The following is a 16,125-nucleotide window of genomic DNA, read 5'->3' as shown; positions in this document are numbered from 1 at the left end:
GAGGGCTTAGGCCATGACACTGGGATTACATCAGGTAACTAAAAAATACGAGGCAGTGGAAGCGGTTAAAAAGATAGATCTCTTTATTAAGGAAGGTGAACTGCTGGTGCTAGTGGGTCCCAGCGGCTGTGGCAAAACAACCATTCTGCGCATGCTTGCCGGATTGATCATGCCCGATGAAGGAGTCATTGTTTTCCGAAACGAAGACATCACCGCAAAACCGCCGGAACTACGGCCAACTGTTACTGTTTTTCAGGATTACGCCCTGTTTCCCCATATGAATGTGTACAATAACATTGCTTATGGTCTAAAAACCCGAAAACTGCCTGCCAGAGAAATACAGCAACGGGTGAATCACTTTATGCAACTCATGAAAATCGACGGATTGGAAAAAAGGGCCATCAGCGCCCTCAGTGGTGGGCAAAAACAACGAGTGGCCCTCGCCAGGGCCATGGTGGTGGAGCCGGATATTCTTCTTTTCGATGAACCCCTCAGCAGTTTGGATGCCAAGTTGAGGGTGGAAATGCGGGAAGAAATCCGAAATATCCAGCAAACCACCGGTATCACAGCGGTCTATGTCACCCATGACCAGGAAGAGGCGTTAGCCATTGCCGACCGGGTGGCGGTGATGAATCAGGGAATTATTGAACAAATCGGGTCGCCGGAAGAAATCTATTATCGGCCGACGACTGCTTTTGTGGCCGACTTCATTGGCTATGGGAACTTTGTGAAAGCTCAAATGAGGCGTCTATCAGAAAACATCTATCAGCTTAAGTGTTTGGGCCAACAATGGAATCAAATTAAAGAGGACCTTCATCTGACTGTTGATGAAGGTTCAAACCGAGAGTTGAAACAAGAAAAAACCGTCGATGTGCAGATTTTTTTCAGGCCGGAAGATGCAATACCCGATGAAGAAGGCTTTTTAAATGGAACCCTAATTCAAAAATCTTTTTTAGGAGCGGTGACCCGTTATTTTATTGAAACGCCCTCAGATGAGGTGGTGAAAATGGATGCTCCGTCAGGTGCAGGAGCCTTTGAAATTGAAGATACGATACGTTTTCGAATCAGTCGTTTGCAGGTGATTCCAAAATAAAAACGACAGCAAAACGCCACATGGGGTTGATCTCCATGTGGCGTCAGCATGTGACCACATACTTGTTTCAGTGGCCGTAAATGATCAATGCAAATACACGGGTTATAAAAGGGGTATTGATCTGTTTTGTTTCCATTACCAGTTAAAACGTTGAATGGCTTTCTGCATATCCTCGGCCATCTGAGCAAGCGATTCACTGGCGTTGGCAATCTCATCCATGGAGGATGCCTGTTCTTCCACGGTAGCCGAAACCTCCTCTGTAACTGCAGCATTTTGCTGAGAAGAGGAGGAGAGACTCTGGATGATATCAATAATTTGTCTTTTTTTGGCCTCCATTTCCTGACTGCCCTTGGTGATGGTGGCAATGCGAGCTTCACTGATAACAATGGCATCTCGTATTCCTTCAAACTTGGCGTCAGTCATTGAAACGCTTTCAGCCTGAGAAGTGATGGCTGTGCCAACTTCATCCATGGTGATCACTGCCTGTTCAGTTTTCTCAGATAATTCCTGAATTATTTTAGCGATTTCCTCGGTGAACCGGTTTGATTGTTCCGCCAATTTACGAATTTCATCAGCCACCACTGCAAACCCTCTGCCGGCTTCGCCGGCCCGTGCGGCTTCAATGGCTGCGTTAAGAGCTAAAAGATTGGTCTGTTCGGCAATATTCTTGATCATATCACTGGCAACGGCGATTTTCTCAGCACTGGAGTTGGTGGCGTGGATCATGGTTCCCACTTCATGGGATGAACTTTTGACCACCCGGGTCTTCTGGTTCAAGTCAGCCAGTAAAGTGATGCCTTCATCCTTTAAATGCGATACTGCCTGAATGGCACTTTGCAAATCAGAAACGTGTTGTTGTTCTGCCTCTATCAATTGACCCAACTCCTGAATATGTGCAACACCATTCTCGGTATCTTTGGCCTGAGAACTGGACCCCGAAGCGATCTCTTCAGTAGCTTTGGCAACTTCAGTTACTGAAATGACGGTTTGCTCAGTGGTGGCTGTCAATTCTTCAGAAGAAGCTGCCACTTGTTCGGCGTGGTGGGCAATATCATTCACAAGAGCAACAAAATTGTGTTGCATGCGTGACAAAGCCTGGGCAATTGTGCCAATTTCATCTTTGCGACGACTGTCTGACTCAATCTGATCAGCTGGGTTTAGCGCTAACTGATAATTTGAGAAACGATCGATTATAGCGGACAGTCGGATGATGGGTCGGGTGATGGATCGACTAATCAATGCTGTTGCAGCAATGGCAATGAGGAGAACAATCAGGCTGAGAATCAGGATATCACGGCGGAGCACCTGCATGGCCATGGCCACTTCACTATGTGGGATGGTTAAGAGCAGTGTCCATCCTGTTTGAGGGATCTCGGTGAAAAAACCATAATGAAGACCATCGGAGTTTCTAAAAGAGAACTGCCCTTGGTAATTGTTGAGAATCAGGTCGCTCTGCTGGGCCAAGTCTGTGTCACTATCCTGAATCAGTGGCTGATTCATCACTCGATGGGGATCGGCAGAAGCAATAAAGTTACCGCTGGCGTCCAGCAAATGCGCTTCGCCCATGAGACCAACCTCCAAGTTGCGAACAATATCCTGAAGCACATCGAGGCCCATGTCGCCGGTAACCACACCCATAAACTGGCCGCGGTCATTATAAAGAGGAGCAGTGGCAGTTATAAACGTATAGTCCAACACTTCATCATAATAGGGTTCGGTCCATACCACCTGATCCTGAAGTCCTTTAGCCATGGTATACCAGTCCTGGCTGGGATAGTCATAATCCTCAGTGGCATATTCTTCGGTATAGACTAACTGATTCTCATCTTTGTAGACATAGGGGCCAAAATAACGAATGTCAGAGTCATATTGAAAGGGCTCAAACCATACCCCGGCACCCAAAGCAGCTTCATTTATCATGGAAGCGCCTGACAGGAGTGTCTGGTACTGGGCAGGAGTCATGGTAATTCCAGTGGCTTCAACGGCTTTAGACAAACTGAGCACCACGTTGTTATGGGCAGTAAGGTAGTTTTCGATTTCATGACTGGTGGCATCCATTTGATGTTCCAGTCGTTCCTGAATTTCCTGCTCCACAATATTACCGGATACCCGATAAGTGACCAGCCCAAAAGTGGCGCTGACAAATATCATCAACAAGCCGAAGAAAAGAATTAGTTTGCCGGTCAGACCCTTAGATACAAAACTCATTTAATACACCTCTTCCTATAAATTGCGTTATTAAAATAAAAGAATTATACCGATAAATAATGCCGTTGTCATCAATAATAGGTTAAAAGACTTAAAAAAACGAAACACAAGCATTGCGTTGTGTCTCGCTTTCGAAAGGACTTGCATAATTGGGTTTTTGAGGATTATCCAAACTCATCATAAAATATTCTCTCTTCAGGAATCTTTTTCTTTTTCAGTTCAATCACAGCTGACTCAATCATGACAGGGCTGCCACACATATAGGCTTCCTGGTCAATGCCTTCCTCAATATAGGTTTGAATCGAGTCGGTGACACGACCCCGGTCACCCTCCCACCCGGAATCGTCTGGCTCCCGCGACAAGACTGGTCGGAAGTGGAAGTTGGGAATGCTCTTTTCAAATGCGTACATTTCCTCCGCGCATACCAGGTCTTTTTGGGTACGGGCTCCAAAGAAGAAAGTGGCTTTCCGCTGAATCTGTTCATCCTTCATCTGGTACAGAATACTGCGAATGGGGGCAATTCCCGTACCAATGGCCACCAGGATAATCTCAGCATCTGAATCCCGGAGATAAAAGTCACCAAAAGGACCGTTGAAGGAAACCTCGTCTCCCTCAGAAAGATGTTGGTGAACATAGGTGGTGACCAGACCTTCCTCCACATATCCAATGATCAGCTCAATGGCATTTTTTTCCTTAGCAGAGGAAGCTACCGAATAAGCCCGGTAGACTGATTCTGGATTCCCGGGATAAGGAGGAGCCAGCAACTGGACGTACTGGCCGGCTTTAAAATCAACTTCCTGCCCGTCGGTGATTTTAAAACGCAGCAGTTTGATGGTTTTCGTTTCATCTTTGATGAATTCAACCACAGCCTCATATTTACGGGCGTTCAAGAGGTCTTCGGGAATACTCAGTTTCATATCCTGTTTGACCTTAACCTGGCAGGAAAGACGCATGTTGTCGGCCAGTTCATCTTTGGTGAAAAAGGGCGTTTCAGTGGGAAGTACAGGGCCGCCGCCTTCAAGAATTTTGCAGGTGCAGAGTCCGCAGGTGCCTTTGCCGCCACAGGCAGAAGGAAGAAACAACTCTTGCTCATTCAGGGTGGAAAGCAGCGAACTGCCACCGTCTACCACCAGTTCTTTATCGTTATTAATGACAATTTTGCACTCACCGTAGTTGGCGATATACAGATTGGCGAGGGTTAGCACCAATGCCAGAGATCCTGATATGCCGGTGATAATGAGAACTGTTTGGACAATTTCCGCCACAGGAATCCCTCCTTTATTGTACGTTGACGATGCCTGAGAATCCAATGAAAGCCAGTGCCATCAGGCCGGTGATGATCAGCGTAATGCCGGCACCCTCCAATCCTTTTGGAATGGGCGCATTTTTGATTTTCTGCCGAATTCCCGCCAGGGCCACAATGGCAAGTGTCCATCCAAGGCCAGAGCCAATACCGAAAGCGGCTGACTGTATCAAGGTATATTCGCGGATAATCATAAACAGTGATACTCCCAAAATAGCACAATTGACTGTAATCAGCGGTAGAAAAATTCCAAGCGAATAGTACAGCGTCGGCACATACCGTTCCACAATCATTTCCACCAGCTGCACAAAGGCGGCAATGAGAATGATGAACACAATAAATCGCAGGTACTCCAGACCAAAAGGCACCAGAATATAGTGGTAGATCAGATAATTAATAATGGAGGTGCCGGTCAGAACAAACGTAACGGCCTGCCCCAGTCCCCAGGCTGTTTTAATTTCTCTGGAAACCGCAATGAAAGAACACATACCTAAAAAATTGGCCAGGATCATGTTATTGGTAAAAATGGAAGCCATGAAAATAACAAATGGATTGATATTACCCATTATTGCCCACCTCCTGCCGCCGGCGCTTTACCGTCCTTGGTTGGAATATAGGTGTTGGCCACCCATATGAGAATACCCAGCATAAAAAAAGCACCTGGGGGCATAATCATAAATACCCAGTTGACCCAGTTTTCCCCCAGCACATTGATGCCAAAAAGGGAACCAAAGCCAAGTAATTCTCTGAAAAAAGCGATGGTCAACAGCACCAGGCTGTAACCGGCACCAGAGGCAATGCCGTCGATAAAGCTGTCCAGGGGTGGATTGTTCTGAGCATAAACTTCACAACGTCCCATAATAATACAGTTGGTGATAATCAGGCCCACATAAGGTCCCAGGGCTTCGCTCATTGCCGGGAAATAGGCTTTCAGAACAATGTCAACGATGATCACATACGCTGAAATAATCAGAGTTTGAACCATCATGCGGATATGTTTGGGTGTGTACTTTCGTAAAATGGACACAGTTAGGCTTGAGAGGGAGGTGACGAAAATTAAGCCAATTCCCATAACCAGAGAGTTCATCAGCAGATTGGTCACTGCCAACGCGGAACAGATCCCCAGAATCTGACGGAAAACCGGATTATCTTTCAGAAGTCCCAAGGTGAAAATGTTCTTGATTTTTTTAATCATTGGCAAGTGCCTCCCGGGTTTCTGACATAAAGACAGCCATATTATCGTTGAAAATACGCCTCACTGCGTTTGAAGTACCAGTGGCACCAGAAATGGCATCCACCTGTCCATCAGGGTTGGGGCGGTAAACCAAGAAGTCGCTGCCCGCTTCAGGATCAATCTCAATATCCCGAAACTGCTCCTTAAAAGAAAGTTCGTCGATGCGGCCTCCCAAACCGGGTGTTTCGGAATGGGAAAGAAAATCAATGCCCAGCACTGTTTCAAAATCAGGACTCAAGGCAACAATGCCCTGCAGCTCACCCCAAACAGCGCCTCCGACAATGGGAACGATATAGGCAAAAACTTCCCCTTCATCATTTAGTCCCTCGAAAATGATTTCGCCATTGACATCAATCTCACGTACATGCTGTTCATAGAGCGAATTGATGGCGGATGCTTCCTGGGTATCGGGAAGTAAATCCAATACATACAAAAATGAAGTTTGTTCCGACAATCGCTCGTTTAACCGGATTCTGTCTACGGTGATGGCGTTGATACTGGCCAGAATAGTGGTATAGATCAGGGTGAGCACTACCATGAATAGAATCGGTTTTACCGTAAACTTCTTCATGAGGTCACCTGCTTTCTTTGTTTTTTCAGGTATTTAACCCCTTCATCCATAATAGGAACAAAGGTGTTCATAATAAGGATGGCAAAGGAAGCACCTTCGACGAAAATACCAAAATAACGAATCAGGACGGTGATCATACCGATAAGAATGCCATAAACCCACTTAGCGGGAACTGTTTTGGGAGCGGTGGTGGGTTCGGTGACGAAGTAGATGCACAGAAAAAAGAAAGCGCCTGTGAACATGCCATATAATGGATGAGGGATGCCGGCAACGCCTGCCAGTTTTAAGATAGAGGTAAAACCCATAAAGCCAATCATGGGAGCTGCCATCAGTTTCCAGTCAGCGGCTTTCTTCAATACTAAAAAAGTGCCTCCCAGCAATAGAAGCACGACGCTGGTTTCACCCATCGATCCAGAGGTGTATCCCCAAATCACTTGAGAGAAGGGAAGTGTTTCACCGGCACGGGCCAAGGCCAGCGGTGTGGCTTGAGTCAGGGTATCCAGCGGAGATGCCATATACCGCACAAAGCCTCCGGGAAAACCCGTGAACACCTGGCTCCATGAGGCAGTCAGAAACTCGGGGAAAGAAATGAAGATGAAAGTTCGGCCGACAATGGCAGGATTAAACACGTTTCTGCCAAAACCGCCGAAAACTTCCTTTGCAAAAAGAACACCAAAAACAATGCCCACAACGGCTACCCAAAAGGGAGTCGCCACCGGCAACGAAAGTGTGAAGAGAACAGAAGTCACTAATACTGCCTCTGTTACCTTTGCATTTCTTTTTTTGGCAAATATGTACTCAGTAGCGATTCCTGCTGCGGTGACCACTGCCAATAGTGCCAGCAGGCGCAAGCCAAAAAGATAAACAGCCCCCAATCCCACTGGAATCAGACTAATGAGTACTTTCCGCATAATCGGCTGGCGTTGAAAAAAACCGGATGACTTGTTTTGTACAACCATATGCATGACCTCCAATGAATGTAAATGAGAAATAGTTCTTCCGCGAAACTGAAAACAGTTTCAATTGGCAAACCTTTTCAATAATTACCCGGAAGCCGAGTCAGCAAACAAAGATTAGAAAATCTGAATATGAAATTTGAATTAGAATTCCAGAAGAACCATTCCAAAGAGATTATTTTCAAAATGTCATAGAATTGACTTCTTGTTAGGATGGTTGTAAAATATATGGGCATTAGATAGAAATAGCAAGCAAAAGCAAAGGAATGTGAATTGGTTATGACTAATGGACGCAGATATTATCCGGGCATATGGCTTTCTTTGGCAGTGGCATTCCCTGCGTGGATTTTGGGGAAACAGTTTAGTCTCGTCGGAGGGCCTGTTTTTGCGATTTTAGGCGGGGTGTTGATGTCGATTGTAGTGACCAATAAGCAACATTACGCTCCGGGATTTTCCTTTGTCTCAAAACGAATATTGCAGAGCGCGGTCATTTTACTGGGATTTCAGCTTAATCTGACGAGTATTTTCCAGGTGGGGCAGGCTTCCATTTTACTCATTTTCACCACCATCTGCACAGCGTTGATCACAGCCTTTATAGGGTATCATCTATTTCATACCGGTTCAAATGAAAGCGTGCTCATTGGCGTTGGCACCGCCATTTGTGGTGGATCAGCCATTGCAGCCACGGCTCCTGTCATTGGAGCAAGTGATGAAGAAATGGCATCGGCTGTATCCACTATCTTTCTTTACAATATTGCAGCTGTTCTGATCTTTCCCCCTTTGGGAAGGTTAATGCAGATGACAGATGCATCTTTTGGGTTGTGGGCGGGAACAGCCATCAATGATACTTCTTCTGTTGTAGCGGCAGGGCAGATTTGGAGCGAAAATGCACTCAAATCTGCCACGGTGGTTAAACTGGTGCGCACACTGGCTATTTTGCCAGTGACGCTGGTGCTTGGAATTCGACAATCGAAACAGAAAGAAGCTGGTGATCGGGCGAAGTTCAGTAAGATATTTCCCTGGTTCATCATGGGGTTTTTGACAGCAGCTCTCATGGTGACTGTTGGAATAGTGCCATCTCTTCTGCAGGTTCAACTGATCAATCTGGGGAAGTTTTTGATTATCATGGCGATGGCGGCCATCGGACTGGGTATAAATGTCACCGAGATATACCGTAGTGGCAAAAAACCATTAATGCTGGGTCTTTTTTGCTGGGGGGCTGTGACGACGATGTCACTACTGATGCAGCGGATGTTACAAATGCAGTAACAGGAGTTTTGTTGCATATCAGGATGAGTATCTTTATAAGGCGGCGGAAAAACTTCTACTTCACGATGGGAAATAGGTACCGAAAAACTGGATGGCATACGTAATGTGTGCTAAAGAAGCAACTGCCTTCAGCTCAGCGGGGTAGTTGCCTGTCAGTTTTGAATACGACGTGAATTGGAGTGACGACAAATGGTCATCTGCCACCAACTACAGCAAACACAGAGTCTTACAAGACCTAATGAACTGGTTGAAAACACATTGCATATACCTTTAGGTGATGGCCAAGAAGTTCGAATCCTGGTGGCAGAAGATCATCTTCTGAACCAGATGTTAATGAAACGGATTTTTGAAAAAATGCATATTGATTGTGACTTTGCCAATGATGGACAGGAAGCCGTTGAAGCTTGCCATAGAAACAGATATGATCTTATATTTATGGATATCACCATGCCATTACGGGATGGTTATGAAGCGACAAAGATGATACGTGGTATTAACTCTGAGCGACAGCCTTATATTGTCGCATTGACGGCCAATGCAACCAATGATGACAAACAGAAGTGTTTTGAAGCAGGCATGAATGAGTTTATGCCTAAACCCATTTCACTTGAAAGAATAAATCTGATAATGGAAAAAATGGCAAAAATAACAATGGACAAGATGTCTGGCGATTGAAAGATGATGCTCAGCGTCACAAAGAGCAAGAATGACAAATGTGTGGACTTGTTTCAATGCTGCATTAATCAGATTGAAATGAGCGACAAGATAAAAGCAGATGGAAATCGAGCTGTCCTGATAATTACCAGGGTTCGAAGTTCATCTGCTTTTTGTTGATTTCACATGATTCGCGATTAACAAGATTCTCTGAAGTGTCGAAAACAATTGCCATAACCGCCATCATTCGATACAATATAGTTCTGATGTTTAATTGAAAACAAAAGTCGCGATAAGTGATTGATTAAAACGGTTGATGACATTCATCACTGGCCGGGATTTGAATAATAACACCGAGATGATATTTGAAAGACTAAATTGAAAAACAAGGAAGTGCATGGATGCATAGCATTAAGTTTAAAATGCTGCTGCTGATGTTGTGTTTGTTGATCCTCATATCTGCAACAGCTGTGCTGGTATTGGGAAGAGTGGGCAATGATACGGTGATCAGGGAATCCAAGGCAGTGGTTCAACATTTAGCGGAAGAGGGAGCTGAAAGAATCTCTTTAGAGATGACACACTACTTTCACACCCTGACACTGCTGGCAAGTCTCGAAGAGGTTCAAAGCATGAAGCTGGAGCGACAAATGGCTGTGCTGGCACCCAAGTTGGCAGCGACTCAGTTTCAGTCACTGGCAGTGGTGGAGGCAGATGGACTGGCTCACTATACTGACGGCACAAGACTTTCGGCTGCTCATCGGCCTTATGTTCAACGGGCACTGGCGGGAGAACCATCCTTATCTGATTTAACTTATAGCCCCAGTACAGGTCAGCCGGTACTGCTCATAGCGGTTCCCATTGATTCTGCTGATGGATCCCCGGCTGCCCTGATGGGACAACTGGATGGTCAACTCCTGAATGATATGACCCAGGCAATTATTTATGGTGACAGGGGCGTCGCCTATATCATCAATCGAAAGAGCGTGTTTCAGGCATACCCTTACGATCCCCAAGTGGCGTTTAAAAAAATAAATTTGCAGCAAATTGCAACTGATTTTCCATCCCTTACCTCTTTTGTGGCATTTGCAGAAGATGCACTGGAAAATGGCAGTGGAGTCGGAACTTACAAAGCTTCGCACTCAGAGGTATACATGGGGTACAGTGCCATTCCCGGGACTGACTGGGTACTCTTCAGCGGACTGGCAGATGACGCCGTTTTTTCCATACTGAAAGTGTATCGAAATCGGCTCTATCCACCGTTGATTGCGATTCTTCTCATCAGTTTTCTGGGAACTTTGTGGTTGGCTGAACGTTTCACAGAGCCAGTGATTCAGCTTGAGAGTCTGTTCACGCGCGCAGCATCCGGCGATCTGACGGTGAGGGCGCAACCTTTAGGAAAAGATGAAATCAGTCGTGCCGGCAACAGTTTCAACCATATGATGAAACGCATCAACCAGCTGACATATTATGACTCGGTCACGGGGCTGCCCAACAGTCGGGTCATGGAAGATGTCTTTGAAGAACTTCTAAAGATGCCTGATGCTGATCAACTTGCAATGAATGACACGCTAGATCGGCACTCTTCAAAAGCAGCACTTTGGGTGATAGAAGCAGGGAATCTTCATCGGGTGAATGAGCAGTTTGGATATCAGCAGGGAAACCAGGTATTTAAGGCCGCGGCGCAGCGACTAAAAAATCTTTTGACAGAACAGATGACGGTGTACCGGGGGGCCAGTAATGATTTGCTGGTACTGTGTTCTGATTATGAATCGGAGCAGGAAATGTCGAAAAAGCTCGCCGAGACGATTCTGCAGCTGGATGAACCATACATGGCTGGGGAAGAACGGATCACCCTGGTATTTCGGGCTGGTGTGGCCCTTTATCCTGAACATGGAAAAAACCTTGAAGAGCTGCTGAAGAACGCTGGCTTTGCCAAGAACTTAGTGCGGCAACAGCCATTGAAGCAAGTCATTTTCTTTGATGAAGATATTCGTCACCGCGAACTGGTCATTCGGAGAATGGAAGAGGATTTGGCCCTTGCGTTGGAGCAAAATCAACTGCAATTGGTATACCAGCCCATTTATCATCTCGAAACCGGAAAAATTCGTGGTGCAGAAGCTTTGCTGCGCTGGCACCATCCTCAGCAAGGCTACATATCACCTGAGATATTTATTCCTGTCGCTGAACGAACGGGGCTCATTGATACCATTGGCCACTGGGTGTTGACAGAAGCTTTTCGCCAAACAACTGAATGGAAGTCAAAAGGTTTGGAGAAAATGAAGATATCGGTCAACCTTTCGGCGCGTCAGTTTGAATCCCCGAAATTTATCGGCATGGTCCGCCAATTGGCAGAAGAGAATCATGAAATGCCTTCTAAAATTGAGCTTGAGTTAACAGAAAGCACAGTGATTCATCAGGTGGAAGAAAGTGTTGAAAAACTAAAAGAGCTGCGCCATATGGGCTTTCAAATAGCCATTGATGATTTTGGCACAGGTTATTCATCACTCAGTTATCTGGTGCGATTACCAGTGGACACGCTGAAGATCGATCGCTCCTTTATCATGAACATGGAGGACAGCTCTCAGGCGCGTTCAGTTGTATCTTCCATCATTGCCATGGGAAGATCGCTGCATCTTGAGCTTGTGGCAGAGGGAATTGAAACAGAAGAACAGCTGGCAATGTTGCGTCAGGAAAATTGTCAGCTGGGGCAAGGCTTTTACTTTAATTCGGCGATGACCGCAGATAAGTTCATACAGCTCGTCGGAAGGCATGGCCAGCTAAAAAGAACAAACAAATTATGATTCAAGCGGTATAAAAAAAGTCACCTGGAGGCAACACCCCGGTGACTTTTCAACTGTTAAAACTTAAAGCGAGCGATTTGTTCCTGCATTTCTTCAGCCAACTGTGAAAGGGTGTCACTTGATTCTGCAATCTCAGCCATGGCGGCTGTTTGTTCCTCCACAGAGGCAGAAGCTTCCTCGGTGCCTGCAGCGTTTTCTTCAGCGATTGCCGAGAGATTTTCAATCACACCTATAATTTCATCTTTTTTTCGAGCCATCTGTTCTCCTGAACGGTTTAAATCGGCTATGGCCGTTTGTACTTCCTGAATGGACTGATCAATACCATCAAAACGGTCATTGGTATCGTTCATGCGGAGAGCTTGTTTTTCGATGATTTCCCCAACGCGTTTCATGGTGGTGACGGCATGTTCTGTCTGACCGGTGAGTTCACTAATCACTGTGTCAATTTCGCCGGCAAACTGATTTGACTGTTCTGCCAGTTTGCGAATTTCATCTGCCACAACCGCGAAACCTCTTCCGGCTTCGCCGGCCCTGGCAGATTCAATGGCTGCATTTAGAGCCAATAAATTCGTTTGCTCAGCGATACTTTTAATCATGGAACTGGCTGACTGTATTTGATTGGCCTGCTCGTGAGTGCGTTGGATGACCTGGCTCACGTTATCGGCGGAGCGACTGGTTTCGTCGGTTTGGCTGACCACTTCTTTAAGTGCCTGCATCCCCTCGTTCTTCAATTGCTGCATGGTACCAGCAGATTGATTGAGGGAGGCAATGTGCTTTAGATCTTCTTCAATAATAATTGCCAGTTCATTGACGCGTACTGCGCCTTTTTCGGTATCGCTGGCCTGCTCAGCTGCTCCATTGGCAATTTCTTCGATGGTGCGTGCGACCTCGTGAGAAGCAGTTGTGGTCTGCTGGCTGGTGGCGGTCAGTTCTTCTGAAGAAGCGGCGACACTCTGGGCACTTTCTGTAATGCTTTTTATCAGCGACAGCAAGTTTTGCTGCATGGCTTCCAATGAGCGTGAAATGGTTCCGATTTCATCTTTTCGTTTGGCATATTTTTCCAGGTTATCATCAGTATGAATGCTTAAATCATAGCCGGCAAACCGATCCAGCACCGCAGCAAGTCGAATCACCGGTTGGGCAATAGACCGACCTGTAATAAAAGCGATTACAAAGCCGATGAATGCAAATAGAAGTGTGGCAATAAAAATGGTATACCGCAGCGCATTGAGGCCGGCAAGTGCCTCTAACTGATTGGCGGTATTGACAAGAATCCAGTCGGTGCCGGGAATGGGTGTGAAAGCAGCCGAAGAGTCCACCTGATTAAAGCGATAACTTCCAATGCCGGATTCTTCTGCAAGTATGAAATCACTGAAATCAGCCAATGGCTGATAAATGGGATTCTCTTTGACAGCCTCGTTGGGCGAAAACTGATCCATCACAAAATCACGGTTGGGATGGGACATGACAACACCCTGTCGATTGACCACGTAGGCATATCCTTCATTTCCGTAACCCATCTGATTTGTCAGCTCGCTGAGAGCATTCCCGTCCTTTCTTCCAATCAGCACGCCAGCTACCCGACCATTGACTTCAATGGGGACGGCCAACATGAGCACGGCCGAATCAGTTACTCGACTGATGATAACATCAGAAATATTCTGTTCGCCTTCAAAAGCGCGCTTCACATATGTTCGATCACCCAGTTCAGCAGTGTTATCTCCCAGCACATACGAAGCAACACCATTTGGGGTGACTACAGCCATATCCAAAAATCCCAGACGTTCCACATCGGGTCGTAAGGAAGACTGTTGTTCTTCCCAGTTCATGGTGCGGGTCCTGGCCCGGTTGGCAATTTCCTGCAAGACTGCCAAGTCACTGCGTAATTCAGATGCGATCACCTGCGATTCTGAAGTGACTTCTGACAGAAGTGCCTGTTCAAACTGTTCCATAACGGTGTTGGTGCTCAGATAGAGTGAAACCATTCCCAAACATAAAACAAAAGCTAAAATCAAACATCCAACAATTAGTGCAATTTTTCTTGCCAAACTCATAGTTACTCCCCCTATACATTTTGTTATGATGCGCTTTCCATAAATTGTTAAATATCTAACATGAAACAGCACGATTCTCCGTTAATCTGTGCAGGAAAATAAAAAAAGTGCGGTAACCAAACAGCGTGCCAAATGATGACTGTTATACATGTCATTATATGTCCTTTTGCAGGGTAAAGCAAGAAATGCAAGACGCAATTCTATCTTTTGTCGAATATTCATGAACATGTGCCGGAAATGATCTGGTTTCAACGCCATACTTTGTGCAAATTGTCCAACCTTGGAAAGATCATGATTTTGCAGTGGAATAATTTCAAAAAACAAAGCAAGCAGAAGCAGTCTGGCGAGTCAGCACATATTTGGCTGAAGAGTCTTTACACCATCTTCTTCATATGTTACAATAACATAGGCCGTGGGGAATTAACTCAGCTGGTAGAGTATCTCCTTGACGTGGAGGAAGCCATGGGTTCGAGTCCCTTATTCCCCACCACTGCAAAAGCCCACTTCTTGGGATGCTGAGAAGTGGGCTTTTGTGCGTTTTTGTCCATCAGCTTCTCCATCAGTTATTTAGCGCCCTAAAAAACAAGCATATCGGGGACGGTCTTGCATTGAATGGATTGCATGGGAGCGTGCGATGAAATCAGAGACATCTTCCTGGTACTCATATGTTATAATTTCATATAGCAGAAACCCTTAAAAATAGTCATGGATGACCCTGCACGTATTATTAGAGTTACACTCTCGCCAAAAGGAGTCTATTATCATGAAAGATCATCGGCCAGAAGCTTTCCAGATATTAAGAGCCATTGACGGTAAGCGCAGTTTTTCCGTTGACAAGTTGTTTGCCCTGATGAACCAGATTCAGGTGACGGGCTCCATCAGTGGCGCAGCAGCCAATTTATCAGTCTCCTACCGGTATGCCTGGGGGCTTATTCAGGATGCTGAAAAAGCACTGGGAGCAGAACTGGTGATCAAACAGGTGGGAGGTGCAGAGGGAGGCGGTACCACCATTACAGAAAAAGGAAAGCGTCTGCTTTATCAATATGATCACTTGAAGCAGGAAATTGATGACCAGCTAAATGGATTGTTGACTTCTATCGAAGACAAGTATGTTGATTCTCATGATGAACGGCCACTAAGAATTGGTGATCATATACTGCTGATGGCCTCTACCATCGGTCCTGTTGAAGCAGGTCTGGTGGACGCGTTGGAACAAGCATATTATCGGGAGACTGGCACGCTGGTGCGTCATATTGCAGCCGGCAGCGGCAGGGCCCTTGACATTGCCCGGCAGGGGCGTGTGGATCTGGTGTTGGTACATGCACCGGAGCAAGAGCAACTGTTCATGGAAGAAGGATGGGGAATTGAGCGTCATTATCTCATGAGCAATTCATTTCTTTTGGTAGGACCGAAGTCAGATCCTGCCAGGTTGTGTAACATCCGAAGTGAAGCAGGTGTCACAGGCCTTTTCCAGCAAATCGCACTGACTCAAAAGCCTTTTGTGAGCAGGGGAGACCGATCAGGAACGCACCTTCGTGAAATGAAAGTCTGGAAGTTGGCAGGTATTCAGCCAGCGGAACCCTGGCACATGAAGACTCCGACAGTGATGGGAAATGTGGGGGCATTGCAGCTGGCCGTGGAAAAAGAAGCGTATACCCTCACTGACGCTGCCACCTACTGGCAGATGCCATGTCAGGACTCTATGACGGTATTTTCGGGCGAAACATCAGATGACGTTCTGTTGATGAATCATTATTTTCTGATTATCGTCAATCCTGAACGATTTGCCCATGTGAATGTGCAGGATGCCCGCCGCTTTGCCGAATGGTTAACCAAAGGTGCTGGACGGGCGCTTATTGCGGGATTTGGAAATGATAATAGCCCAAAATCATTTTTTTAATACCTGATTAAAACTTGGGTTTCATTGCCAGACATAATGGATCGAGGCGGATATATTATTGAATGCATATCGAAATCATTTG

Annotated in this window: 12 protein-coding genes and 1 tRNA gene; 6 read left to right on the top strand and 7 right to left on the bottom strand. The window is 46.0% G+C overall.

Annotated elements, in window-relative coordinates:
• Positions 1-13: 13 nt before the first annotated feature.
• Entirely contained in the window at positions 14-1,093 is a 1,080-nt protein-coding gene (locus tag QOL74_RS01695; protein WP_283407692.1) for an ABC transporter ATP-binding protein, read from the top strand.
• A gap of 135 nt (positions 1,094-1,228) precedes the next feature.
• Here the strand turns inward: QOL74_RS01695 and QOL74_RS01690 are convergent, their stop codons facing one another.
• The 6 genes from QOL74_RS01690 to QOL74_RS01665 form a co-directional block, all read right to left on the bottom strand.
• Complete coding sequence (locus QOL74_RS01690) at positions 1,229-3,301, bottom strand: methyl-accepting chemotaxis protein (RefSeq protein WP_283407691.1); 2,073 nt, start codon at positions 3,299-3,301, stop codon at positions 1,229-1,231.
• 164 nt (positions 3,302-3,465) lie between these two features.
• Positions 3,466-4,566, bottom strand: coding sequence for an NADH:ubiquinone reductase (Na(+)-transporting) subunit F (locus QOL74_RS01685; protein ID WP_283407690.1), 1,101 nt, complete (start codon positions 4,564-4,566; stop codon positions 3,466-3,468).
• A gap of 13 nt (positions 4,567-4,579) precedes the next feature.
• Positions 4,580-5,170 (bottom strand): NADH:ubiquinone reductase (Na(+)-transporting) subunit E, encoded by a 591-nt coding sequence (locus QOL74_RS01680; RefSeq protein WP_283407689.1) that lies wholly within the window; start codon positions 5,168-5,170, stop codon positions 4,580-4,582.
• Positions 5,170-5,799, bottom strand: a complete 630-nt coding sequence (locus QOL74_RS01675) for an NADH:ubiquinone reductase (Na(+)-transporting) subunit D (protein WP_283407688.1) — start codon at positions 5,797-5,799, stop codon at positions 5,170-5,172. Before QOL74_RS01675 ends, QOL74_RS01680 begins: the two co-directional genes overlap by 1 nt.
• Positions 5,792-6,409, bottom strand: coding sequence for an RnfABCDGE type electron transport complex subunit G (locus tag QOL74_RS01670; protein ID WP_283407687.1), 618 nt, complete (start codon positions 6,407-6,409; stop codon positions 5,792-5,794). The genes QOL74_RS01675 and QOL74_RS01670 overlap by 8 nt, the downstream gene beginning before the upstream one ends.
• A complete protein-coding gene (locus QOL74_RS01665; protein WP_283407686.1) occupies positions 6,406-7,368 on the bottom strand; it encodes an RnfABCDGE type electron transport complex subunit D in 963 nt (320 codons plus the stop codon). Before QOL74_RS01665 ends, QOL74_RS01670 begins: the two co-directional genes overlap by 4 nt.
• A 276-nt stretch (positions 7,369-7,644) precedes the next feature.
• Between QOL74_RS01665 and QOL74_RS01660 the strand changes: the two genes are divergently transcribed.
• From QOL74_RS01660 to QOL74_RS01650, 3 genes are all read left to right on the top strand, one after another.
• The gene (locus QOL74_RS01660; RefSeq protein WP_283407685.1) at positions 7,645-8,634 is read left to right on the top strand and encodes a YeiH family protein; all 990 of its coding nucleotides are present in this window, start codon (positions 7,645-7,647) and stop codon (positions 8,632-8,634) included.
• Between the two features lie 189 nt (positions 8,635-8,823).
• Positions 8,824-9,309 carry a response regulator gene (locus QOL74_RS01655; RefSeq protein WP_283407684.1) on the top strand — a complete coding sequence of 162 codons (486 nt, stop codon included), beginning with the start codon at positions 8,824-8,826 and terminating at the stop codon, positions 9,307-9,309.
• Between the two features lie 380 nt (positions 9,310-9,689).
• Entirely contained in the window at positions 9,690-12,089 is a 2,400-nt protein-coding gene (locus QOL74_RS01650; protein WP_283407683.1) for a putative bifunctional diguanylate cyclase/phosphodiesterase, read from the top strand.
• Between the two features lie 56 nt (positions 12,090-12,145).
• On the opposite strand, the gene QOL74_RS01645 is transcribed toward QOL74_RS01650, so the two are convergent.
• On the bottom strand, positions 12,146-14,143 hold the full coding sequence (locus QOL74_RS01645; RefSeq protein ID WP_283407682.1) for a methyl-accepting chemotaxis protein: 1,998 nt from the start codon (positions 14,141-14,143) through the stop codon (positions 12,146-12,148).
• A 414-nt stretch (positions 14,144-14,557) separates the two neighbouring features.
• Between QOL74_RS01645 and QOL74_RS01640 the strand changes: the two genes are divergently transcribed.
• Together QOL74_RS01640 and QOL74_RS01635 are read left to right on the top strand one after the other, a co-directional pair.
• Positions 14,558-14,633, top strand: a tRNA-Val gene (locus tag QOL74_RS01640).
• 273 nt (positions 14,634-14,906) lie between these two features.
• A complete protein-coding gene (locus QOL74_RS01635) occupies positions 14,907-16,043 on the top strand; it encodes a substrate-binding domain-containing protein (protein ID WP_283407681.1) in 1,137 nt (378 codons plus the stop codon).
• Positions 16,044-16,125: the final 82 nt, after the last annotated feature.

This window comes from Anoxynatronum buryatiense (assembly GCF_900182905.1).
Classification (GTDB): Bacteria; Bacillota; Clostridia; order Peptostreptococcales; family Tindalliaceae; genus Anoxynatronum; species Anoxynatronum buryatiense.
Note: the sequence above shows the minus strand (reverse complement) of the source record. Positions and strands in the feature narration are given on the sequence as shown.